Source organism: Glycomyces paridis (genome assembly GCF_004912155.1).
In the GTDB taxonomy this organism is placed as follows: domain Bacteria; phylum Actinomycetota; class Actinomycetes; order Mycobacteriales; family Micromonosporaceae; genus Glycomyces; species Glycomyces paridis.
In genome coordinates this window covers 22,807-44,709 of sequence record NZ_STGX01000020.1, presented here as the reverse complement: position 1 = coordinate 44,709, position 21,903 = coordinate 22,807, and the positions used below count along the sequence as shown (strand labels likewise).

At 72.0% G+C, this 21,903-nt stretch carries 21 protein-coding genes; 8 read left to right on the top strand and 13 right to left on the bottom strand.

Going from position 1 to position 21,903, the window contains the following annotated elements:
* Window positions 1-50: 50 nt before the first annotated feature.
* From E9998_RS21915 to E9998_RS21880, 8 genes are all read right to left on the bottom strand, one after another.
* The gene (locus E9998_RS21915; RefSeq protein WP_136531834.1) at window positions 51-1,337 is read right to left on the bottom strand and encodes a S1C family serine protease; all 1,287 of its coding nucleotides are present in this window, start codon (window positions 1,335-1,337) and stop codon (window positions 51-53) included.
* Window positions 1,338-1,530: 193 nt separating this feature from the next.
* The gene (locus E9998_RS21910) at window positions 1,531-1,698 is read right to left on the bottom strand and encodes a DUF3117 domain-containing protein (RefSeq protein WP_081913440.1); all 168 of its coding nucleotides are present in this window, start codon (window positions 1,696-1,698) and stop codon (window positions 1,531-1,533) included.
* Window positions 1,699-1,881: 183 nt separating this feature from the next.
* Complete coding sequence (locus tag E9998_RS26545; RefSeq protein WP_136531833.1) at window positions 1,882-2,397, bottom strand: hypothetical protein; 516 nt, start codon at window positions 2,395-2,397, stop codon at window positions 1,882-1,884.
* 12 nt (window positions 2,398-2,409) lie between these two features.
* Window positions 2,410-2,850, bottom strand: coding sequence for a DivIVA domain-containing protein (locus tag E9998_RS21900; RefSeq protein ID WP_158299934.1), 441 nt, complete (start codon window positions 2,848-2,850; stop codon window positions 2,410-2,412).
* Between the two features lie 21 nt (window positions 2,851-2,871).
* Complete coding sequence (locus E9998_RS21895; RefSeq protein ID WP_136531831.1) at window positions 2,872-3,504, bottom strand: hypothetical protein; 633 nt, start codon at window positions 3,502-3,504, stop codon at window positions 2,872-2,874.
* Window positions 3,501-6,077: an FtsK/SpoIIIE domain-containing protein gene (locus E9998_RS21890; protein ID WP_136531830.1), complete on the bottom strand. Its 2,577-nt coding sequence runs from the start codon at window positions 6,075-6,077 to the stop codon at window positions 3,501-3,503. The genes E9998_RS21895 and E9998_RS21890 overlap by 4 nt, the downstream gene beginning before the upstream one ends.
* A gap of 166 nt (window positions 6,078-6,243) precedes the next feature.
* A complete protein-coding gene (locus tag E9998_RS21885) occupies window positions 6,244-6,876 on the bottom strand; it encodes an FMN-dependent NADH-azoreductase (protein ID WP_204745593.1) in 633 nt (210 codons plus the stop codon).
* A 17-nt stretch (window positions 6,877-6,893) separates the two neighbouring features.
* Window positions 6,894-8,153, bottom strand: coding sequence for a M18 family aminopeptidase (locus tag E9998_RS21880; protein WP_136531828.1), 1,260 nt, complete (start codon window positions 8,151-8,153; stop codon window positions 6,894-6,896).
* Between the two features lie 124 nt (window positions 8,154-8,277).
* On the opposite strand from E9998_RS21880, the gene folP reads away from it, so the two are divergent.
* The gene (folP, locus tag E9998_RS21875; protein ID WP_136531827.1) at window positions 8,278-9,141 is read left to right on the top strand and encodes a dihydropteroate synthase; all 864 of its coding nucleotides are present in this window, start codon (window positions 8,278-8,280) and stop codon (window positions 9,139-9,141) included.
* 30 nt (window positions 9,142-9,171) lie between these two features.
* On the opposite strand, the gene E9998_RS21870 is transcribed toward folP, so the two are convergent.
* Entirely contained in the window at window positions 9,172-9,858 is a 687-nt protein-coding gene (locus E9998_RS21870; RefSeq protein ID WP_136531826.1) for an LOG family protein, read from the bottom strand.
* A complete protein-coding gene (gene dapE / locus E9998_RS21865; RefSeq protein ID WP_136531825.1) occupies window positions 9,855-10,925 on the bottom strand; it encodes a succinyl-diaminopimelate desuccinylase in 1,071 nt (356 codons plus the stop codon). Before dapE ends, E9998_RS21870 begins: the two co-directional genes overlap by 4 nt.
* Before the next feature lie 39 nt (window positions 10,926-10,964).
* Between dapE and E9998_RS21860 the strand changes: the two genes are divergently transcribed.
* Both E9998_RS21860 and E9998_RS21855 read left to right on the top strand, forming a co-directional pair.
* Entirely contained in the window at window positions 10,965-11,894 is a 930-nt protein-coding gene (locus E9998_RS21860; RefSeq protein WP_136531824.1) for a DapH/DapD/GlmU-related protein, read from the top strand.
* Window positions 11,895-12,121: 227 nt separating this feature from the next.
* Window positions 12,122-14,893, top strand: a complete 2,772-nt coding sequence (locus tag E9998_RS21855; protein WP_204745592.1) for a glycoside hydrolase family 9 protein — start codon at window positions 12,122-12,124, stop codon at window positions 14,891-14,893.
* A gap of 91 nt (window positions 14,894-14,984) precedes the next feature.
* Here the strand turns inward: E9998_RS21855 and E9998_RS21850 are convergent, their stop codons facing one another.
* Window positions 14,985-16,124 (bottom strand): Mrp/NBP35 family ATP-binding protein, encoded by a 1,140-nt coding sequence (locus E9998_RS21850; protein ID WP_136531822.1) that lies wholly within the window; start codon window positions 16,122-16,124, stop codon window positions 14,985-14,987.
* Between the two features lie 55 nt (window positions 16,125-16,179).
* Between E9998_RS21850 and E9998_RS21845 the strand changes: the two genes are divergently transcribed.
* The 3 genes from E9998_RS21845 to E9998_RS25560 all read left to right on the top strand — a co-directional run bounded on the left by E9998_RS21845 (window position 16,180) and on the right by E9998_RS25560 (window position 17,648).
* Window positions 16,180-17,019, top strand: coding sequence for a PhzF family phenazine biosynthesis protein (locus E9998_RS21845; RefSeq protein ID WP_136531821.1), 840 nt, complete (start codon window positions 16,180-16,182; stop codon window positions 17,017-17,019).
* Between the two features lie 73 nt (window positions 17,020-17,092).
* Complete coding sequence (locus E9998_RS21840; RefSeq protein ID WP_136531820.1) at window positions 17,093-17,386, top strand: hypothetical protein; 294 nt, start codon at window positions 17,093-17,095, stop codon at window positions 17,384-17,386.
* Complete coding sequence (locus E9998_RS25560) at window positions 17,373-17,648, top strand: hypothetical protein (RefSeq protein ID WP_158299933.1); 276 nt, start codon at window positions 17,373-17,375, stop codon at window positions 17,646-17,648. The genes E9998_RS21840 and E9998_RS25560 overlap by 14 nt, the downstream gene beginning before the upstream one ends.
* Here the strand turns inward: E9998_RS25560 and amrA are convergent.
* Window positions 17,645-18,232, bottom strand: a complete 588-nt coding sequence (amrA, locus tag E9998_RS21830; RefSeq protein WP_136531819.1) for an AmmeMemoRadiSam system protein A — start codon at window positions 18,230-18,232, stop codon at window positions 17,645-17,647. The genes E9998_RS25560 and amrA overlap by 4 nt on opposite strands.
* 132 nt (window positions 18,233-18,364) lie before the next feature.
* Between amrA and E9998_RS21825 the strand changes: the two genes are divergently transcribed.
* Together E9998_RS21825 and E9998_RS21820 are read left to right on the top strand one after the other, a co-directional pair.
* Complete coding sequence (locus E9998_RS21825) at window positions 18,365-19,252, top strand: SDR family NAD(P)-dependent oxidoreductase (RefSeq protein WP_136531818.1); 888 nt, start codon at window positions 18,365-18,367, stop codon at window positions 19,250-19,252.
* 96 nt (window positions 19,253-19,348) lie between these two features.
* Complete coding sequence (locus E9998_RS21820) at window positions 19,349-19,969, top strand: vitamin K epoxide reductase family protein (RefSeq protein ID WP_136531817.1); 621 nt, start codon at window positions 19,349-19,351, stop codon at window positions 19,967-19,969.
* Window positions 19,970-20,020: 51 nt separating this feature from the next.
* Here E9998_RS21820 and cysC read toward each other — a convergent pair whose 3' ends face one another.
* Complete coding sequence (gene cysC, locus E9998_RS21815; protein ID WP_136531816.1) at window positions 20,021-21,565, bottom strand: adenylyl-sulfate kinase; 1,545 nt, start codon at window positions 21,563-21,565, stop codon at window positions 20,021-20,023.
* Window positions 21,566-21,903: the final 338 nt, after the last annotated feature.

Below are 21,903 nucleotides of genomic sequence, written 5' to 3'. Positions count from 1 at the left end.
CGACTGTGACTACTGATACCTGAAAAACCTCCGCCTAGCGTACTCCCACGTCAGTCCGCCGCCGCTTCCAGCGTGACCTGGGCACTGTGCTCCTCGCCATCGCGCTCGTAGACGACGGTGACGACCGTGCCCGGCGCGAGCTTGCGGATGAGGGCGATGAGCTCGGTGTTCTCGGTGATCGTGTTGCCGTCGAAACTGGTGAGGACGTCGCCGTCCTCAAGGCCGGCGTCGTCGGCGGGGGAACCGGGGACGATCCGGCTGAGGGTGACGCCGACGCCGAGTTCGGACTCGCCGAGTTCGGCGCCGAGCACGGTGTGCGTGGCCGAGCCGGTCGCCACGATCTCGTCGGCGATGCGCTTGGCCTGGTTGATCGGGATGGCGAAGCCGATGCCGATGTTCCCGGCCTCGCCTTCGGCGGCGGTGGAGGCGATGGCGGTGTTGATGCCGATGACCTGCCCGGCGATGTCGGTGAGGGGGCCGCCGGAGTTGCCGGGGTTGATCGCCGCGTCGGTCTGGATCGCGGCCATGACGGACTCGACCTCGCCGTTGTTGTTCTCGGTGAGCACGGGCCGGTCGATCGCCGAGACGATCCCCTCGGTGACCGTGGAGGAGAGCCCGAGGGGCGCGCCGACGGCGAGGACCGGGTCGCCGACGGCGACGCGGTCGGAGTCGGCCAGGACCATCGGCGGGTGCTCGTCGCCCTCGATGCGCAGGACGGCCACGTCCGAGTCGGCGTCGGAGCCGATGACCTCGGCGGTGGTGACGCTGCCGTCGCTGAAGAGCACTTCGAGCTCCTCGGCGGCCTCGGTGCCGCCGCCGACGACCACGTGGTGGTTGGTGAGGAGGTAGCCGTCGTCGGAGACGATGAAGCCCGAGCCGTTGCCGCCGTCGGCGGTGAGGACGGTGACGACCGAGGGCATGATCTGCTCGACGACGCCCGCGACGGACTCGGGGTCGCGTTCGGTCTGCGGCTCGGCGCCGCTCACGGTGCCGCCGATCGTGTCGGTGCGGGTGGCCCAGACGCCGAGGGCCGCGCCGAGCGTCCCGGCGATGAGCGCGGTGACGGCCGAGACGGCGACCACGAGGCCGAGCGCGGGCCGCGCGGGCGAGGCGGCGGGGGCCGGGAGCGGTTCGACCGGGGGCGCGCCGGAGGCCGGGCGGGTCTCGATGACGGCGCGGCTGTGAGGGTCCCGCCAGGGGTCGGCCTCCGCCTGCGGGTGCCACCACTGGGACGCAGGGGCCGCCGGAGCGGTCGGCGCCGCGGGCGCGTGCCACTGCGGAGGGTTCGTCTGGTGATTGCCCGGATCTGCCTGGGGCGGCTGGGTGCCGGAAGTCATGGGGCGAGTCTATGCCGGTTTCGCCGCTCCTTCGCGTGCCCCGCGATTCCGGCCCGTGCCGGGCGGTCCGGGACCGGTGCGCGTCCGGCCCCGGGTACGCAAAAGAGAGTTCGCCTCGGACGGGCCCGAGGCGAACTCCCAGGTCGATGCGGCGGTGGGGTGACCGCCCGCGGGGTGGTGCCGCGAAGGAGGCCTACTCCAACGCTCCCTGGAGCTCTTTGTTGAGCGTTTCGGCTTCTTCCGGAGTCATCTCCACGACCAGTCGCCCACCGCCTTCGAGCGGAACTCGCATGATGATGCCGCGGCCCTCCTGCGTCACCTCAAGTGGGCCGTCGCCAGTCCGCGGTTTCATGGCCGCCATTTTGGTCTCCCCTCGATCCAGGGTCGCAGGTTGCGACTCGACGTTGCTAGATCAAGTTTCCCCGATGACGTGGGCGAAGGCCAACTCGCCCCTCCGAGTATGTGACAAAGTTGCGGAGAAATCGACCAAAAAGGTCGTTTGCGACTTGTGTGATTTGTCTTGAGCGGCAGTGACGGACGCTGCCTACTCCTCCGGGTCCTGCTCGTGCTCGACCCCCAAAAGGAATGAAGTGCCCTCAATCTCCCGTCCGTACGGAGAGACGAACGTCGGCAGCTCCTTGGGGCCCAGCGACCGGATGTACGACCAGAACTGGCGCACCGCCTCGGCCTTGTCGACCGCCTCGATCGGCATCGAGAGCGTCACGAGCCAGTCGCTGCGCCGCTCGGGCACCGGCAGCGAACGGACGAGGTCCTCCCACGAGTCCGGGTTGAGCGCGGCCCAGCCCGCGGCCGGGTCCTCCCCGCCGTCGGCGCCGGGCGCCGCGACGGTCTTCGCGGGCTCCTCCAGGCGGCGGCGGTAGGCCACGGCCCCGCGCTCCACCGCCCCGAGCGCGAACACGCCCTCGGGCCCGGCCAGCGCGACCTCGTCGCCGTCCCCTGCCCCCTCGGGCGGGGCCGCGGACGGCGTCACCGCCGCGACCTCGTACGCCTGTTGCTCTGAGTACTCGTCGTCGTCCAACACCAGCAGCCAATAACGCATGGGGACATCCCATCACGCGTCGTCGCGCGGCGCCGTCCCACCTGAATCCTCGCGCCCTGCCTCACGTTCGGCCGCATCGGCGTCAGCGTCGACCGCGGCGGGGTCGACCGGTGCCGAGTCGACCGACTCCGGCGCGGATTCGGCCGCGGCGTCGAGGCCCGCGTCCTCAAGGCGCGAGCGCAGCACCGCCAGTTGCTCGTCCTTGCGGCCGATCTCCCAGGCCAGGCGGTTGAGGGCGGCGTCGACCTGCGTGGTGCGGTAGCCGCGCAGACCGGTGTCGAACCTGACCGACGCGATCGCGGACTCGTCCACCGGCTCCCCCTCGCCCAGGCCGGGTGGGGCGCCGGCCGGCGAGAGGTCCAGGAGCGTGTCGCGGCCGGTGGCCCACACGACGATCGAGAAGGCGATCCACACGCCTACGGCGGCGACGAGGAGAGGCAGCACGAAACCCACGGGTGGTTCCTCCAAGCAGTTCTAAGCGAAGAACGCGAAATAGGCGAACAGCGCCATTGTGCAGACCGCGAGAGTCACTCCCAGACGCGGGTTGTGCGGAACGACCGCCTTGACGGGCCTGCCCTCCCGGTCCAACAGCGGCAACCGGGGCCGGTTCGCGGCTCCGACCAGCAGATACCCCACCAGCGTCGCCCCCACCGGCGGTAGGAACACGATCCACCAGCTCCCTCCGATCCCGCCCGCCGCCGCCAGATACGCGAACTGCACGGCGAGGCAGGCGATCATGCTGCCGCCGTACAGGAGCAGCTCCCGCACGACGTGGTGGGCCTTCGGCAGCATCGTGGGGCGCTGCGCGGCCCGCACCGTCGCCACGCGCGCGGATTCGGCCTCCCGCAACGACTCCCGCGCCCGCGCCAGCACCTCGTCGACGTCCTCGCCTTCGGCGGGCTCGGGCGTGAAGTCGGGGGCGGTGTGGCGCAGGGACGCCGACAGCTCCGCGAGCGCGCCGGTCTGCTCGTCCAGATCGGACCGCACTGAGCTCAGGGCCTCGCGCCGCCGCGCCAGGCGCCGGGACGCCTGCGCCCCGCTCGCCGCCGCGTCCGCGTCCAGGCGCGCCAGCTCGTGCACCAGGTCCTCATAGGCGCTCAGGCTCATCGGGCCGCCTCCCCGCGCAGCGGCTCGGCCGCGCCGTCCTCAAGTCCCTCGTCGAGCCGGCCGGGCCGCACGTACGGCACCGCCAGCGTTTCGGTCCCCGCGTGCCGGTCGATGACCAGGCACCGGTTCGCCCGCGCCTCCCACGACCGGTCGTACCCGCCCGTGATCGCCGCGAGGTCGTTCGCCGCGATGTTCAGCGCCACCACCCCCGCGCAACTCTCGCGGCCCGTCGAGCCGCCTATGTCGTCCAGGAAACGCCTTGCTCCGCGCCACCAGCCCAGCAGGTGCACGCCGTCGGCCGGGCCGTGCAGCAGCAGGCGCCGCAGCGCCGCGGGCTGCCCGTCCGCCCCGTCGGCCCCGAACCACACCAGGTACGTCGGCTTCTCCCGCGGACCCGCCAAGATCGAACCCGGCTGCGGCGCACGGCACTCGTGGCCCTCGGCCGCGAGGCTCTGCGCGACCGCGGCCGCGATCTCCTCGGCGCCCGCCGCGGTCGCCGCGACCTCGAAGACCACCGACCCCGGCTCGTGCTGGCGCCCCAGCGACAGCGCCGCCGCCGCGAGCACGTCCGCCGCGACGATCGACGTGCCCAGCACCGCCAGGTGCCGGCCCGGACTGCGGTCGAACTGGTAGCCCACCGTGGACATCCGCACGTCCACCGCCCGGCCCAGCAGGGCGCGCGGCGCGTGCGTCGCCCGCAACGCCGCGAACGACGGGTCCCCGGTCAGATGCTGCTCGTCGAAGCCGCGGAAGACGACCGGCTCGTCGTCCGAGCCGCGCCGCTCCCACAACCGGTGCCGCAGCTGCGCCAGCAGGTCCTCCGCGCTCGACGCGTCCGGGAACCGGCAGGTCCGGTTGCGGCCCCTGATGCCCCCCGCGTCGTTGAGGACCGCCTGGCCCACGCCGATACCGTCCGCCGCGTCGTTCCCCTCGTCCAGCAGGTGCTTCGCGCCCGGCAGCGCCACGCGCAGCGGGAACTGCCCGAAGATCGAGTCCTTCTTGGAGTACAGCGCCTCGATGCCCGAGATCGTCTGGCTCGCCAGCACCAGGTGCACCCCGTACGAGCGGCCCTTGCGCGCCAGCTCCTCCAGGTGCGCGACCGCCTCGCCCGCCAGCCGGTCGTTCCCGGCGAACAGCACGTGGAACTCGTCCACCACCGCTACGATCCGCGGCAGCCGCACCTCCGGGCGCAGCTCCCGCAGCCGCGCCAGCCGCGTCGCCCCGGCCCGCTTCATCAGTCCCGCGCGGCGGCTCAGCTCCGCGCGCAGCGCGCCCAGCACCGCCACCCCGTACTCGCGGTCGGACTCCACACCCACCGCCCTGACGTGCGGAATCCACGACGGGTCCAGTCCCGAGGGCGTGAACTCGGTGAACGAGACGCCCTCCTTGAAGTCCAGCAGGTACAGCTCCAGCTCGTCGGGGGAGTACCGCGTCGCCAGCCCGTAGAGCACGTCGAGCAGGAACACGGTCTTGCCGCCGCCGGTGCGCCCCCCGATGAGCCAGTGCGGCGTCGCGTCGTCGAAGGAGACCTCGACGTCTCCGCCCGTGGACGCGCCGGCCTGGTCGCGGCCGATCACCGTGGTCAGGCCGTCCCGGCTCGACGCCGTCCACAGCTCCGCGGGTACCAGGTCGGCCACCGACAGCTCCCCGGCCTCGCGGCGCTGGCGGGCGCGGGCGCCGAAGACGGCGCGGGCGAGCGCGGGAGTCGGGGGCGCGTCGAGGCGCACCGGCAGCGGGAGGGTCCCGAGGCGGGCGGTCTCCTCGTCGCAGGCGAGGTAGGTCGCGTGCTCGATCGCGGGGAGCGCCTCGCGGTGCGGGGTGTTGCGCCAGCCGCACAGGACGAGGTGGCAGCGGGCGGCGGGCCCGGCGTGGGCGAGGGCGGCGAGGCGCTCGCGCATGGACTTGCCGACCTCCGGCGGGAGCCCGGCGATGACGATGAGGTGGTAGGGCCGGTCGGCGATCGACTGGCCGCGGGCGGCGACGTCGCGCAGTTCGGTGAGGCGCTTCTCGGCGGCGGTGAGGAGGCGCCCGAGCGCGAGGTGGTCGGTGGCCACGGGCTGGGCGATCCCGGCGTCCACGAGTGCGGTGGCGGGCGCGAAGACCTGGCCGAGGGTGACGCCGTCGACGAGGCTGAGTTCGAGGTTGGGGTGGGCGGCGGTGACGCGCACGAGCAGGGACTGGATCATGCCGGCGACGCGCGGGTCGGCGGCGTCGCCGTCGCACACGAGGTGGCCCTTGCCGAGGAGGCCCGCGACGGCGGGGAACGCGGGGGCGCCGTCGTCCTCGGGCCCGTCGAGCAGGGCGGTGCCGACGCGCAGTCCGGCGCTCGCGGGCTCGTCCGTCCACAGGGGCGTGTCGGTCGGGGCGGCGGCGAGGTCGTCGCCGAGCCAGCCGGTGGCGGCGGCGGCCGCGGCGGTGCGCAGTCGGGCGACGAGGTCGGCGCGGCGGCGCTCGGTGTCGTCGGCGGCCAGCAGCGAGGCGGAGGCGGCGAGCAGGCGTTCGGCCCGGTCGGCGGACCCGCCGGCCTCGCGCAGTCGCGCGGCGGCGCGTTCGAGTTCGGTCCGCCAGGTCAATGCCGCCTCCTAGTACGTCCGCGGGCCGCGCCGGGACCAGTCCGGCCCGCGCGGTGCGCCACACCACCTTACCGGGGCGGGGCCGATCGCGAGTGGTCCGGAGCGGAGCCCGAAACCGCTGGGCCCCAACGTGAAGGAGTCGCACGCGCCCCATCCGCCACTCGCGTCAATGCTTCTCGCGGCATCGGCCGAGCCTCCCTCCGAGCGCCCGCAGTGCCGCAAGCGCTTCGGCGTACTCGCGTTCGCTGCGCCGCGCCTGCTCGGGCCGGTCGGATCCGGCGAGCGTCAGGTTGACGGCCACGGACGTGACGGCCATGCCCATCTCCTCGCCGAGGACGAGCTCGAGCACCGGCGTCGCCAGGTCGCGGCCCTCGTTCGGCGCCCCGGGCCCGTAGTCGCCGCCGCGGGTGGCGACCACGACCGCCGCCCGCCCGGCCAGCGGCGTGCCCGAGACCGCCGAGGGCGCGGTCAGGCCCGGCACGTGCACGTGGTCGATCCAGGCCTTGAGCGAGGAGGGCAGCGAGTAGTTGTACAGCGGGAACCCCACGACCAGGGCGTCGGCGCCGAGCAGTTCGGCGGTGAGCCGGTCCTGGAGCGCCGCGGACGCCGCGTCCGGCGCTGCCCCGGTCCGCACCGGCGCGGCCCAGTGCAGTCCCGGGTGCGGCAGGTGCGGGAGCGGTTCGGCGTGCAGGTCGCGGTGCACGACCGTGTTCCCAGGCGCGGCCTCGCGGAAGGCCCGCGCCAGCGCGGCGGTGAGCGCCCGCGAGCGCGAGCCCTCGACCGCCGCCGAGGCGTCCAAGTGCAGGAGCGTCGCCACTAGTGGGTGAACAGGCCCAGCGCGAGGTCGGCGAGGCGGCCGGGGTCCTCGGCGCCGCACAGCTCCCGCGCCGAGTGCATCGAGAGGATCGGCAGGCCGACATCGACGGTGAGGATGCCCAGCTGCGTGCCCGAGATCGGCCCGATGGTGGTGCCGCCGGGGATGTCGTTGCGGTTGACGTAGGTCTGCCAGGGGATGCCCGCGGCGTCGGCGGAGCGGCGGAACAGCGCCTGCTCCTCGGCGCCGCTGGCGTACCGCTGGTTGGCGCTGACCTTGATCATCGGGCCGCCGCCGGGCAGCGGCCGGTGGCCGGGCTCGTGCTTCTCGGGGTAGTTGGGGTGCAGGGCGTTCCCGGTGTCGGAGGACATCATGCCGGAGCGGGCGATCGCCTGCGCGTACCCCTCGTAGTCGTCGCCCATGAGGCGGCGCAGGACCGATTCGAGGAACGGGCTCTGCGCCGCGGAGTAGGTCATGGACCCGATCTCCTCGTAGTTGAACGCGGCGAGCATCGGCACGCGGGTGCCGGTGTCCTCGGCGGCGATGAGGGCCGCGACCCCGGCGTGGGTGCTGGTGAGGTTGTCCAGGCGCCACGCGGCGAACAGCTCGTCGTCCTTGCCGAGGTAGGCAGGCTCGTCGAGCGCGGCGGCGAACAGGTCGTGGCCGAACACGTCCTCGGGATCGACTCCGGCTTCGGCGGCGACGAACTCCAGGAACTCGCCCTGGCGCGGTTCTCCCAGGCCCCAGATCGGCGTCAGCTGCGACTGCGCGTTGAACTTCTGGCCCTCGTTGGCGCCCCGGTCGAGGTGGATGGCCAGTCGCGGGATGCGCAGCAGCGGCCGGTCGACGTGGACGAGGACCTCGGAGCCGTCGCGCATGACCAGGCGCCCGGCGACGGAGAGGTCGCGGTCGAGCCAGGTCTGGTGCGGGACGCCGCCGTAGACCTCCACGGCGACCTGCTTCCACCCGCCGCCGCCGGTGTCGGGGTTGGGCTTGACCTTGAAGGTCGGGGTATCGGTGTGGGCGCCGAAGATGCGGAAGGCGTCGTAGTCCAGGGTGTTGACCCGCCAGGCGATGATCGACCCGTCCCGCACCACGTAGTACCCGCCGACGGCGTCGGGCCACGGGTCGCTCTCCGCGAGCCGCGTGAACCCGGCCGCTTCAAGGAGCCGTCCGGCCTCCGCGCACGCGTGGTACGGGGTCGGGCTCGCCTTGATGTACGCCGCGAGGTCGTCGGTGTGCGTCCGGTCGAAGCGGGGCATCGGAGGCTCCTTCTGTTCGTTCACATCGTGGAGCGGGCGGTGTGGCCGCGCGTCTCCGTCTGTCTTCGCCCCGCCGGCACCGGTACGGCTGGCGGGCGGCTGTCGCGGCTGTCAGCATAGACGGATGCGAGCGTTGAAACTTGGCCGACGGGTGTTCGAAGCGGGCGATCACGCGGTGATGGCGATCGTCAACCGGACCCCCGACTCGTTCTTCGACTCGGGGGCGACCTTCGGGTTCGAGGCGGCGGTCGCGGCCGTGGACAACGCGGTGGCGGCGGGCGCCGACATCGTGGACGTCGGCGGCGTCAAGGCCGGGGACGGGCCGGAGGTCACGGTCGCCGAGGAGATCGAGCGGGTGGTGCCGTTCATAGCGGCGGTCCACGACAGGCACCCGCAGCTGGTCATCTCGGTGGACACGTGGCGCGGGGAGGTCGCCCGGGAGGCGGTCGCGGCGGGCGCCGAGCTCATCAACGACACGTGGGCCGGCTGGGACCCGTCGGTGATCGAGGTCGCGGCCGACACCGGGGCCGGCTTGGTCGTCTCGCACACGGGCGGCCTGGAGCCGCGCACGGTGGCGAAGAAGGCCGTCTACGGGGACGTGGTCGCCGAGGTCCGCGCCGAACTGGTCGCGAACGCCGAGGCCGCGGTGGCGGCGGGGGTGCGCGCCGACGGCATCCTCATCGACCCGACGCACGACTTCGGGAAGACCACGTACCACTCGCTCGACCTGACCCGCCGCCTCGACGAACTGGTCGAGACCGGCTGGCCGGTTCTGGTCGCCCTGTCCCGCAAGGACTTCGTGGGGGAGACCCTCGACCTGCCGGTGGACCGGCGCCTGAACGGGACGCTCGCGGCCACCGCCGTCTCGGCCTGGAACGGCGCCCGGGTCTTCCGCGCGCACGACGTGACCGCGACGCGCGAGGTGCTCGACATGGTCGCCTCGATCAAGGGCGACCGGCCCCCGAAGGCCCCCCTGCGCAGCCTCTGAAGGCGGGCGCGAAGGGCCCCGGGGGACTCGTCAGGCGGCGTGCTTCATGTGCTCGACGGCCTCGTCCAGGTCGTCCGTGACCAGGAGCAGGTCCACGTCGTCGGGGTTGATCTTGCCCTCGCCGACCATGGTCTTGCGCAGCCAGTCGACCAGGCCGCCCCAGTAGTCGGTGCCGATGAGCGCGATCGGGAAGCGCCCGACCTTCTCGGTCTGCACGAGCGTGAGCGACTCGAACAGCTCGTCGAGGGTGCCGAAGCCGCCGGGGAGGGCGCAGAACCCGCACGAGTACTTCAGGAACATGACCTTGCGGACGAAGAAGTAGTGGAAGTCCAGCTGGATGTCCACGTACGGGTTGATGCCCTGCTCGAAGGGCAGTTCGATGCCGAGCCCGACGGACTTGACGTTCGCGTCGGCGGCGCCGCGGTTGGCGGCCTCCATCGCGCCGGGGCCGCCGCCGGTGATGACGGAGAACCCGGCTTCGCCGAGCTTGCGACCCAGCTCGACGCCGAGCTTGTACTCCTCGGAGTCGACGGGGGTGCGGGCCGACCCGTAGACGCCGATGGCGTCACCGAGCTCGGCGGCTTCGAGCGTCTCGAAGCCCTCCACGAACTCGGCCTGGATCTTCATGACCCGCCACGAGGCCTTCTGCTTCCACTCCTCGCTGTGCCGCGTGTCGAGCAGGTGCTCGTCGGCGGTGACGCGGCGTTTGGACGTCATGATTCCTCCACATAGGCTCGCAGCGCTTCCGCGCAGGTGCGGATGCGCGGGATTTCGACGCGTTCGTCCTGCTTGTGGGCGAGGTTGGGGTCGCCCGGTCCGTAGTTGACGGCGGGGATGCCGAGGGTGGCGAAGCGGGCCACGTCGGTCCAGCCGAGCTTGGCGCGGAACTCGCCGCCGGCGGCGGCGACGAACCCGGCGGCCTCGGGCCGGTCGAGTCCGGGCCGGCACGAGGGGGCCGAGTCGGTGACCTCGACGTCGAACCCGTCGAAGACCTCCCTCAGGTGCGCCTCGGCGGCGGCCTCGTCGCGGTCGGGCGCGAAGCGGAGGTTGACCTCCACCCAGCATTCGTCGGGGATGACGTTCCCGGCGACGCCGCCGCCGATGAACACGGCGTTCAGGCCCTCGCGGTAGGTGCAGCCGTCGACCTCGACCTCCCTGGCCGCGTAGGCGTTCAGCCGCTCCAGGACCGGCGCGATCTTGTGGATGGCGTTCTCGCCCTTCCACGACCGCGCCGAGTGGGCCCGCTTCCCGCGGGTGGTCACGCGCGCGCGCATGGTCCCCTGGCATCCGGCCTCGACCAGGCCGTAGGTCGGCTCCAGGAGGATCGCGAAGTCGGCGGCGAGCAGTTCGGGCCGCGACTTCGCGAGCTTGTTGAGCCCGTTGTGCTTCGCCTCGATCTCCTCGCACTCGTAGAACGCGAAGCTCAAATCGAACCTCGGGTGCTCGACGGTGGCCGCGATCCACAGCGCGAGCGCGGTGCCCGACTTCATGTCCGAGGTGCCCAGGCCCCACATCACGTCCCCTTCGGTGCGCGTGGGGAAGTTGTCGTTGACCGGGACGGTGTCGAGGTGCCCGGCGAGCATGACGCGCCGGTCGCGGCCGAGGTTTGTGCGGGCGACGAGGGTGTTGCCCACGCGCTCGGTCGTCAAGTGGCCCAGCCGCTTCAAGGCGGCCTCGACCTCGTCGCAGATCTCGGCCTCGTTCCAGGAGACCGACTGGACGTCGCACAGGGCCCGGGTCAGCGCGACCGGGTCGGCGAGGACTGCCTCACTCAAAACTGTCACACCCGCAGACGATACCCGCCGCCTCGATAGGCTCTGTGCATGAGTGAATTCCTGACCGACGCAGCCTGGGGCTCCGGCGTGGCCACGGTCGCCGCCGACGGCACCGTCCTCGACGTGTGGTTCACCCGCCTCGGCCTCGGCGAGGCCCCGACCGGCGAGGAGGCCCCCGCGGTCGACCGGACCGGCCCGGCCGGGACCACCGCCAAGGGCGTGTCCGTGGTCGTCAAGTCCCTCGCCGACGAGCCGGTCGACACCGCCGACGTGTACCTGCGCCTGCACCTGCTCTCGCACCGGATCGCCAAGCCGCACACCGTGAACCTCACCGGGATCTTCGGCCTGCTGCCGAACAACGCGTGGACGAACGTCGGCCCGGTCCCGGCCGACCAGGTCAACGACGTGCGCCTGCGCCTGCGCGCCGAGGGCCAGGTCCTCGAAGTGAAGTCGCTCGACAAGTTCCCGCCGATGGCCGACTACGTGACCCCCTCGGGCGTGCGCATCGCCGACGCCTCGCGGGTGCGCCTGGGCGCGCACCTCGCCGAGGGCACGACGGTCATGCACGAGGGCTTCGTGAACTTCAACGCCGGCACGCTCGGCAACTCGATGGTCGAGGGTCGCATCTCGGCGGGCGTCGTCGTCGGCGACGGCTCGGACATCGGCGGCGGCTCCTCCATCATGGGGACGCTCTCCGGCGGCGGCAAAGAGGTCGTCTCCATCGGCGAGCGCTGCCTCCTCGGCGCCAACGCCGGCATCGGGATCTCCTTGGGCGACAACTGCGTCGTGGCCGCCGGCTGCTACGTGACCGCCGGCTCGAAGGTCACCCTGCCCGACGGCGAGGTCGTCAAGGCCGCGACGCTCTCTGGTCGCGACGACCTCCAGTTCTGGACCAACACCCAGACCGGCCGCCTCGAAGTGCGCCCGCGCACCGGCACCTGGGGCGAGCTCAACGCCGCCCTCCACAGCGCTCAGTAGCGGCGTCGGCCCGCTCGACCCGAGGTCGGGCGGGCTCTCGCCCGGTGCGACCGCGCCGCAGTGGCGAACTCCTATTGACATTGATGTTTATCAATGCAAAGATCTGAGTGGAATCGCTCCCAACCCCGGGGAAAGGACCTCTCATGCTACGTCGAACGGGCCGCGTCAGACGCCGCCTGATCCTGGCCGCTACCGCGGTCGCGGCTCTCGCTGTGTCGACGGCCGCCGTGACCACCGCGTACGCCCAGGACGAACCGACCAACCTGATCATCAACGGCGACTTCGCTTCTGGCACCGACCCGTGGTGGCACACCGAGAACCTCATCGGTGCGGTGGCCGACGGCGAGTGGTGCCTGGACGTGCCGGGCGGGACCGCCAACGCCTGGGACGCGATCATCGGTCAGAACGACCTGCCGCTGACCGCAGGCGAGTCCTACGAGCTGCGGTTCACCGCCAGGGCCTCGACGCCTTTGAGCGTGCGGGCGCTGGTGCAGCGCGACGTCGACCCATGGCCGAGCGCGATCGAGGAGTTCCCGGTCCTGGACACCGAACCGCAGGTTTACTCCTACACGTTCACCGCCAACGAGGACTGGTCGGACGCCCAACTGGCGTTCCAGATCGGCCGTCACGCCGAGCCGTGGCAGTTCTGCATCTCCGATGTGGCGGTGCTGTCCGACGCCGAACCGCCGGTGTACGAACCCGACACGGGCCCGCGGGTGCGGGTCAACCAGGTCGGATACCTGCCCGAGGGCCCCAAGCGCGCCACGCTCGTCAGCGACGCGACCGAGTCGGTGGCCTGGGCGCTGCAAGACGCGGCCGGCGCCGAGGTCGCCTCGGGCGTGACCGATCCGCACGGGACCGAGCCGACCAGCGACCTGGCGGTGCACACCATCGACCTCTCCGACGTGACCGCCACCGGCGAGGGCTTCACCCTCACCGCCGACGGCGAGGTGTCGTATCCGTTCGCGATCGGCGCCGGCGCCTACGACAGCCTCGCGATCGACGCGTTGTCGTTCTACTACCCGCAGCGCTCGGGCATCGCGATCGACGATGAGATCGCTCCCGGGTACGGCCGCGAGGCCGGGCATGTGGGCGCGGCTCCGAACCAGGGCGACGTGGACGTGCCCTGCTATCCGGGCACGTGCGACTACTCGCTGGACGTGTCCGGCGGCTGGTACGACGCGGGCGACCACGGCAAGTACGTGGTCAACGGCGGCATCTCGGTCGCCCAGGTCATGGGCACCTACGAGCGGGCCCTGCACGCGGACGGCGGCGACGCCGACCGGCTCGGCGACGGCAGCCTGCGCATTCCCGAGCACGGCGACGGCGTTCCCGACGTGCTGGACGAGGCGCGCTGGGAGATGGAATTCCTGCTGAGCATGCAGGTGCCCGCGGGTGAGCAGCTGGCGGGGATGGCGCATCACAAGATGTCCGACGAGGCCTGGACCGGTCTGCCGCTGCTGCCCGCGGACGATCCGCAGCCGCGCTACCTCGGCCCGCCCTCGACCGCGGCGACCTTGAACCTGGCCGCCGCCGCGGCCCAGTGCGCGCGCCTGTTCTCCCCCTACGACGAGGCCTTCGCCGCCGAGTGCCGCACCGCGGCCGAGACCGCGTGGGACGCGGCGACGGCCAACCCGGACATGCTGGCGCAGGAGAACGTCCCGGCCGGCAGCGGCGGGTACGGTGACGCCGAACTCGACGACGAGTTCTACTGGGCCGCCGCCGAGCTGTTCCTCACCACCGGGGAGTCGGCTTACGAGGACTTCATCCTCGGATCGCAGCTGCACACCGACGACGTGTTCGACGCCAACGGTTTCGGCTGGCAGTCCGTGGCGCCGCTGGCGCGGCTCCAGCTCGCGGCGGTGCCGAACTCGCTGGCCGATCGCGAGCGTGTGATCGACTCGGTGGTCGCGGCCGGCGAGGACTACCTGGCGCGACAGGCCGCGAGCCCGTGGGACCTGGCCTACGGCCAGAGCGGCCAGTTCGACTGGGGCTCTAACAGCAACGTGCTGAACGCGATGATCGTCACCGCGGTGGCGTACGACCTGAGCGGCGACGAGCGCTTCCGCGACGGGGTGTACGCCGGTCTGGACTACATCCTGGGCCGCAACGCGCTGAACAACTCGTACGTGACCGGGTACGGCACGCACGATTCGCGCAATATGCACAGCCGCTGGTACGCCAACCAGCTCGACCCGACCCTGCCCAACCCGCCGGTCGGGACGATCTCGGGCGGACCGAACTCGGTCAGCTCCACCTGGGACCCCGTCGCGCAACGCTGGCTCCAGGACTGCACGGGACAGGGGTGCTACATCGACGACATCGGTTCGTTCGCGACCAACGAGCTGACCGTCAACTGGAACGCGCCGCTGTCGTGGATCGCGAACTTCGTCGCGGACACCACTGAGGGATCCGATCCGCAGCCGGACGACCTCGCCGCGGTCGAGAACCTCGCCGCGACCCCCACCACCGAGACCGTGAAACTGACCTGGGACACCCCGCCGTGGACCAACGAGATCGAGGTCAGGCGCGATTCGACGGTGATCGCGGTCCTGCCCGGCGGCAGCACCGAGTACACCGACACCGACCTCGAACCGAACACCGAGTACGTCTACACCGTGACCGGTGTGCCCGAAGGGGACGAGGGCGCTCTCGGCTCGTCGGTGTCGGTGACCACCGGGTTCCCGCCCGACGAAGGGGCCTGCCAGGCGACGGTCTCCGTCGTGAACGACTGGGGTTCGGGATGGCAGGGCGCCGTCCAGGTCCGCAACTACGGTGAGAGCTCGATCAACGGCTGGGACGTCGGCTGGACCTGGACCGAGGACCAGCGGATCACCCAGCTGTGGAACGCCGAGTGGGAGCAGACCGGCGCGGATGTGACCACGAGTCCGCTCGGCTGGAACGCCGCCATCGCGAGCGGCGGATCGGTCGAGTTCGGATTCATCGCGACCGGCCCCGCCGAACCGCAGGACTTCATATCGTGCGAGTTCGCTGACTGACCGATCGAGGACCCGGAGCAGACGGCGGGGCGGCCCTTACGGCCGCCCCGCCTGTTCGCGTATGACCCGGTCCGGACGCCCGGTCCGATCGTCAAGCGGTAGGAGTCAGGCCGAGCTGCTTGCCCACCAGGGAGACCTTGCGGACCGCCAGCTGGTCGGCGATCGCCCGGATCGCCCGCGACGCCTCGCAGTCGGGGTCGGAGATCACCAGCGGCACGCCCGCGTCCCCGCCCTCGCGCAGCTTCGGGTCCAGCGGGATCTGGCCCAGCAGCGGCACCTCTGCGCCGACGTCGCGCGTCAGCGCCTCGGCCACCGTCTTGCCCCCGCCCGAACCGAACGGCTCGATGTGAGAGCCGTCGGGCAGCGCCATCCACGACATGTTCTCCACGACGCCCGCGAGCTTCTGGTGCGTCTGCGTGACGATCGCGCCCGCCCGCTCGGCGACCTCCGCCGCCGCCTGCTGCGGCGTCGTCACGACCACGAGCTCCGCGGTCGGCAGCAGCTGCGCCACCGAGATCGCGATGTCGCCGGTCCCGGGCGGCAGGTCGAGCAGGAGCACGTCCAGCTCGCCCCAGTACACGTCGGCGAGGAACTGCTGGAGCGCCCGGTGCAGCATCGGGCCGCGCCACACCACCGCCGTGTTCCCCGGCGTGAACATCCCGATCGAGATGACCTTCATGCCGTGCGCCTGCGGCGGCATGATCATGTCCTCGACCTGCGTCGGCGCGCCTTCGACCCCGAGCATCCTGGGGATGGAGTGCCCGTAGATGTCGGCGTCCGCCACACCCACCGACAGCCCCTTCGCGGCCAGCGCCGCCGCCAGGTTCACCGTCATCGAGGACTTCCCGACCCCGCCCTTGCCCGAGGCGATCGCGAACACGCGCGTGCGCGACTCGGGGAGGTTGAACGGGATCACCGGCTCGGCGCTCTGGCGCCCGCCGCGCAGCTTCACCTGGAGGTCGGCCCGCTGCTGCTCGCTCATGACGCCGAAGGTCAGGTCGACCGAGTCGATCCCCTCGACGGTCAGCGCGGCGTCGGTCACGTCCCGTTGCAGCGTGTCGCGCAGCGGACAGGCGGCCACGGTGAGCAGGATGGTCACGGTGAGGCGACCGCCGTCGACCGAGACGGCGTCGACCATGCCCAGCTCGGTGATGGGGCGGCGGATCTCAGGGTCGTTGACGTGCGAGAGCGCCTCGTGCACGGCCTCGACGACGGCAGCGGTGTCAGACATGACCCAATCGTAACGAGGCATTTCGGAACGCCAATGTGAGCGTAGCCTTACCGTCATGCTCCCCTTCGCGATCTACGACGTGTTCACCGACCGCCCCTACGCGGGCAACCAGCTCGCGGTCGTCCACGACGGCCAGGCACTCCGGTCGGCGCAGATGCAGGCCATAGCGAAGGAGTTCGGCTTCTCCGAGACCGTCTTCACACTCCCGCCGACCGTCCCCGGAGCCCACTACCGCGCCCGGATCTTCACCCCTGCGGAGGAACTGCCGTTCGCCGGGCACCCCACCGTCGGCGCGGCGCTGGCGATGACGCAGTCCGGCCGGGTGGTCCCGGACGCCGGCACGGTCGTCCAGGAGTGCGCGGCCGGACTCATGAGCCTCACCGTCGACGCGTCCACCGCGAAGCTCACCTCCACGGTCCTGAGCACCGGCGACCCGATCGACCCGGCCGTCGCCGCCGCCGCGATCGGCCTCGACCCTGCCCGCGTGCTCGGCCGCCCCGGCTTCGCGAGCGCCGGATATGGGCACAACTTCGTGCGCGTCGCCGACGAGGACGTCACCGCCGCCACCGCTCACCTCACCGAACTGGAGAAGGTCTACCCCTTCAGCTTCGACCCGGCGACCGGCGAGGTCCACGCCCGCCTGTTCCACGACGGGGTCGGCGAGGACCCCGCGACGGGTTCGGCCGCGCTGGCCCTGGGCGTCCACCTGGCGGCCGAGGGCCTGGTGCGCGGCGACGGCGTCCACCGCTTCGCGATCGCGCAGGGAGCCGAGATCGGCCGGCCCTCGCGACTGCTCGGCGAGGTCGCGATCGAGGACGGCGCGGCCGTGTCGGTCTCGGTCACCGGCGCGGCGGCCAAGGTCGCCGAAGGCACCCTGGTGGCGCTCCCGGAGTAACCCGACTCGCGAATTACGCGAACCCCTGGCGTGTCCTACCGAATTCGGGGTACGTTTGGGATACGTTCGAGCCATGCCGTTTGAATGGGCGTTGGGGGCGCTAGAGCACCTCCCCGAAGGAATCGAACCGTACGAGGTAATGCAGGTGCTGAGCAGCACCAGGCCACGCTTCCCGGTTCCGGCCTGGTCGCAGGGTGTGCACACCCTGACGATCTGGGGCCGGGCCGACAGCGGCCGGGCCCTGGTCGTCGCCTGTGTGAAGCGAAACGGCTTGGACTACGACATCGCGGGCGCGCGTGAGCTGCACGGACACGAGTGCGACCTGCTTGAGAAGTGGGAGGAGACCCGTCGCGATGAGCAGGGATAACGAGGCCAAGCGGCTGGTTGAGGCCGCGCAGGCACTGTTGGCGCAGGACTTGACGAAGCTGCCGATGCCCTCGGTCGAGGAGATGCGGGCGCTGGAGGCGGCACTGCCCGAGTCGGCGCCGGACGCGCCGATCATGGTGTCGCGTTCGATCCGATTGCCGCTCAAGATGGAGAAGGACATCAAGGTCGCCGCCACGAAGGAGGGCGTGACGCCCTCGGAGTGGATGCGCCGGCGCCTGTGGGACGCCCTGCGGGTCGCCTAGGCGCTGAAGGACTCGCCGGTGTAGTGCTCGGCCGCCAGGCCCTCGGGCCAGGCGGCCGTTCGCACGCCCCGCGCCCACAGGCGGCGCGGCCAGCCGCCCTTGCGCAGCAGTGCGGCGACGAACCGCCCCGGTTCGGGCAGGCCCTGCCACACCGAGGGCAGGAACGTCGCCCGCCTCGCGCCCTCGCGCAGCGTCAGGCCGTCGATCCCTGGGCGCAGCGCCGCCAGCAGCTCCTCGAAACCGTTGACCCGCAACGGGACCGCCGGGGACAGCACCGTCACCGTGACGTGCAGGCCGGGGACCTCCTCGGGCGCCACCGGCGGCAGGCGCGGGTCGCGCGCCGCCGCCCGCGCGTTGCGGACCACGTCGACGCCCAAGGGCCGCAAGGCCGTCAGCACCCCGATGCAGCCCCGCAGCGTCCCGTCGCGCTCCAGCGTCACGAAGGTCGCCGCCCGCCGTTCCAGCGCCGGGCCGCCTCCGGCCTGCGCGACGAGTTCGCGCGCGCCGGGCGGGCGGGGCGCGAACGAGGTCGCGACCGCGCTGCGCGCCAGCGCGGTCAGCACCCGGCCGGTCTCGGGCTCCATCCTCCGATGGTGCCACGCGCGCGGCGGCCCCGCACGTCCCCGCCCCGCACACGCTGACCCTATGGTGGCGGTTCGACCCGATTCGGCCCGGCGGCGGTGTGTTTGCTCAGGGCGCCGTGAGAGACTGCGTCCATGAATGAACCGCGCACGAGCCTCGACTCATTCGATTCGTCATTCGACTCGTCCGCCGACGCCGGACTCGCCGAGGTCATCGACCTGCCCTCGACGGGCCAGTCGCCGCTGGCCCCCGCGCAGCGCGGCAGGCTCCAAGAGCTCGACTCGCTCGCCGGGAAGATCGCGCTGGTCACCGGAGCGGGCGCCCCCGACGGGATCGGGTTCGCGATCGCGACGCGGCTGCGCCTGGCGGGCGCGACGGTCGCGATCGTCTCCACCACCAAGCGCATCCACGAGCGCGCCGGGGAGATCGACGCGATCGGGTTCGTCGCGGACCTGGCCGACGAGGCCGAGGTCGGCGGGCTCGCCGACGCCGTGGCCGACTCGGTCGGCGAGGTCGACATCCTCGTCAACAACGCCGGCCTCACCTCCAAGTCCGATCCGGCCGTGGTCAAGCCCGTCGCCCAGCTGTCCTATGCGGACTGGCAGTCGGAGCTGGCCCGCAACCTCGACACGGCGTTCCTCGTCTCGCGCGCGTTCGTCCAGTCGATGGCCGAGCGCGGTTGGGGCCGCATCGTGAACATCGCCGCGACCGCGGGCGTCGTCAACGCCGTCCCCGCCGAGGCCGCCTACGCCGCGGCCAAGGCCGGCGTCACCGGGCTGACCAAGGCGCTCGCGACCGAGGTGGTGGCCGACGGCGTCACGGTGAACGCGATCGCGCCGGGCCTGATCCGCACGGGCTCTTCGACGGTGCCCGAACTCCAGAAGGGCCTCGACGGGCCGATCGGCCGACCCGGCACGCCCGAGGAGGTCGCCGCGGCCGCCGTGTTCTTCTGCGCCCCTTCGGCCTCCTACGTGACCGGGCAGACGCTCGTCGTCGACGGCGGCAAGTCGCTGCGGGCCTGACCGGTCACAGCGGCGCAACCTCGACCGCACCGCGGTCGTTACCCTTGCGTGATCATGACTTCGACGGCAAGCACCGAGGCAGACCGAGGGGCGCACATGGACGAGGCGTTCGGCGAGAACGAGACGGAGGTCCGGGGTCGCGTCGCGACCGGGCTCGTCCTGCTCCTGGGCGGGCTCGTCGGGCTCGCCGCCGCGTTCGACCTGACCTACGAGCGGATCGCCTCGCTCCTGGACCCCGACCACGTCATCTCCTGCGACTTCAACCCGGTCCTGTCCTGCGGCACGGTCATGAGCACGTGGCAGGCCTCGGTGTTCGGGTTCGCGAACCCGATCATCGGGCTCGTGTGCTTCCCGCTCGTCGTCTTCACCGGCGTCCTCACGCTCGGCCGGGTCGCGCTGCCGCGGTGGATCGCGCTGGCCTTCAACCTCGGCACGCTCGCCGGGCTCGTCTTCGTGTCCTGGCTGATCTTCCAGTCGGTGTACATGATCGGGGTGCTGTGCCCCTGGTGCATGGCCGTGTGGTCGGTGGTCATCCCGATCTTCTGGGCGACCACCGTCCGCAACCTGCGCACCGGCGCGATCCCCGTCGGCGAGGACTGGAAGGGCGCGGTCGACGACGTCCTGCGGTTCCACTGGATCGGCCTGGCGCTGCTCTACCTCGCGGTGATCCTCATCGTGGGCACCGGCTTCTGGGACTACTGGTCCACACTGCTCTGAACAGACGTGAAGCCCCGGACGCGCCGCGTCCGGGGCCTTCGCGTTCGTCCCTCAGGCGAGGCGCAGACCGATCGGCTCCAGCCAGCCGCCCTCCGAGAGATACTCGAGGACCTGCTCGACGCCCTCGCCCACCGTGATGTCGGTCGTGTCGATCACCAGCTCGGCGGCCGGCGGCTCCTCGTACGGGTCGGAGATCCCCGTGAACTCCGGGATCTCGCCCGACCGCGCCTTCGCGTACAGCCCCTTGCGGTCGCGCGCCTCGCACACCTGGAGCGGGGTCGCCACGTGCACCAGCACGAAGTCGGCGCCCGCGGCCTCGGCCATGCGCCGCGCCTCGGCCCGGTCGCCCTCGTAGGGCGCGATGGGCGCGGCCATCCCGATGCCGCCGTGGCGCGCCACCTCGGCGGCCACGAACCCGATCCGGCGCACGTTCACCGACCGGTCGGCGCGCGAGAAGCCCAGGCCGCTCGACAGGAGCCGGCGCACCACGTCGCCGTCGAACAGCGACACCGTGCGCGTCCCGTCCTCCAGCAGCGCCTCGAACACCCCGCGCGAGATCGTCGACTTCCCCGAACCGGACAGGCCGGTGAAGAACACGACGAGGCCCCGCTGGCGCCGCGGCGGGCGCGCCTTGCGCAGCTCCGCGGCCACGCTCGGCGGCGTGTGCCACTCCGGGAGCCCGAACCCGCGGTCGAGCATGTCGGCGATCTCGGCGTCGGAGAGGGCCGTGCGCCGGAACGGCGGCTCGATGTCCTCGATGGGACGCCACTGGCCGTCACGCGTGTCGTAGGCCAGCTCGCGCGGCACCATCGACCGGACGCCGTCGCCGCCGCCGAGCCCGTCGGGCCCGGTCATCAGGTGCGTCGCGCCGTACGCGGCCGCGACCTTCGCCGTCAAGAGGCCGTCGCGCAGCCGGTCGCCGCGCTTGGACAGCGGCACCGTCAGCACCGTCGCCGTCGGCAGCCGGTCCTTCGCCGCCAGCACCGAGCGCACCAGCGCTGCCGTGGGCAGGCGCAGGTCGCGGTCGCCGTTCGTCTCGTCGCCGGTCGGGATCATCACCAGCACGTGCGCCGCGAGGTTCCGCGCGGCCCGCGCCAGCTGCGCCAGCTGCGGGCGGTGCAGCGGCCGCTCGGCCACCAGCGCCAGCACCCGCGGCTTCGTGTACGTCGCCTTCGCCTGCTCCGGCGTCGCCCGCAGACCCGTGAACACCCCGTGCGCGGCGTCCGCGATGCGCCGCACCGGGCCGCTCACCCGCACCATGTCGGGTCCGAGCGCGTCGAGGCCGTTGCACTCGACCGCCGCCACCGGCGCCCCCTCGGGGTCCGTGATGCGAAGCACACGGCGCTTCGGATCGGGGTCGTCCAGGCGCCGCGCGATGTCCATCGGCACGTCCAGCGTCACCGGCACCGGCCACGCCGTACCGTCCGCCAGCGACCCGGTCCGCGTCACCGACCGCGCCTCCGACTCGCTCATGAACCCCCGCAGCGGTGCGTACGCACCGTAAAGCAGCAGCTCCAGATCGGCCAGCTCGTGCGGAAGCGGGGTGTGGCTCGGCGCCTCGGCGAGGATCTCGTCGGGCAGTACCCAGTCAGACATCGGCGGTCGGGATCCCTTCGCGGTGGAACGATCGGGGCGGCTTCGGTATCGGTCGCACCAGGGTATGCCACGGCTCCGTCACATTCCCCACCCGCTGCGGTCGCAACCGGCCCCTCCGTCCCGCATGGCGGACCGAGAAAGTGGCGCGGCCATTACCGGTAAGTTACGCTGACCTAGCTACGCCACGGCTCCGCATGCGCTTGCCGTGGCCTGCAGTTTGACGGCTGCGCAACCGGTGGCCGTACCTGCTCCTTCGCACAGTGCTCAAGCAGTTCACCGCGGACAAGGACGTCGGCGCGAGCGGCCCCTAGGGTTTGCCCAGACCACCAGTGGAGACC

Coding starts and splice junctions, on each gene's coding strand:
- E9998_RS21915 (WP_136531834.1), bottom strand. CDS start 1,337: ATGACTTCCGGCACCCAGCCGCCCCAGGCAGATCCGGGCAATCACCAG.
- E9998_RS21910 (WP_081913440.1), bottom strand. CDS start 1,698: ATGGCGGCCATGAAACCGCGGACTGGCGACGGCCCACTTGAGGTGACG.
- E9998_RS26545 (WP_136531833.1), bottom strand. CDS start 2,397: ATGCGTTATTGGCTGCTGGTGTTGGACGACGACGAGTACTCAGAGCAA.
- E9998_RS21895 (WP_136531831.1), bottom strand. CDS start 3,504: ATGAGCCTGAGCGCCTATGAGGACCTGGTGCACGAGCTGGCGCGCCTG.
- E9998_RS21880 (WP_136531828.1), bottom strand. CDS start 8,153: ATGCCCCGCTTCGACCGGACGCACACCGACGACCTCGCGGCGTACATC.
- folP (WP_136531827.1), top strand. CDS start 8,278: ATGCGAGCGTTGAAACTTGGCCGACGGGTGTTCGAAGCGGGCGATCAC.
- E9998_RS21870 (WP_136531826.1), bottom strand. CDS start 9,858: ATGACGTCCAAACGCCGCGTCACCGCCGACGAGCACCTGCTCGACACG.
- E9998_RS21860 (WP_136531824.1), top strand. CDS start 10,965: ATGAGTGAATTCCTGACCGACGCAGCCTGGGGCTCCGGCGTGGCCACG.
- E9998_RS21850 (WP_136531822.1), bottom strand. CDS start 16,124: ATGTCTGACACCGCTGCCGTCGTCGAGGCCGTGCACGAGGCGCTCTCG.
- E9998_RS21845 (WP_136531821.1), top strand. CDS start 16,180: ATGCTCCCCTTCGCGATCTACGACGTGTTCACCGACCGCCCCTACGCG.
- E9998_RS21840 (WP_136531820.1), top strand. CDS start 17,093: ATGCCGTTTGAATGGGCGTTGGGGGCGCTAGAGCACCTCCCCGAAGGA.
- E9998_RS25560 (WP_158299933.1), top strand. CDS start 17,373: ATGAGCAGGGATAACGAGGCCAAGCGGCTGGTTGAGGCCGCGCAGGCA.
- amrA (WP_136531819.1), bottom strand. CDS start 18,232: ATGGAGCCCGAGACCGGCCGGGTGCTGACCGCGCTGGCGCGCAGCGCG.
- E9998_RS21825 (WP_136531818.1), top strand. CDS start 18,365: ATGAATGAACCGCGCACGAGCCTCGACTCATTCGATTCGTCATTCGAC.
- E9998_RS21820 (WP_136531817.1), top strand. CDS start 19,349: ATGGACGAGGCGTTCGGCGAGAACGAGACGGAGGTCCGGGGTCGCGTC.
- cysC (WP_136531816.1), bottom strand. CDS start 21,565: ATGTCTGACTGGGTACTGCCCGACGAGATCCTCGCCGAGGCGCCGAGC.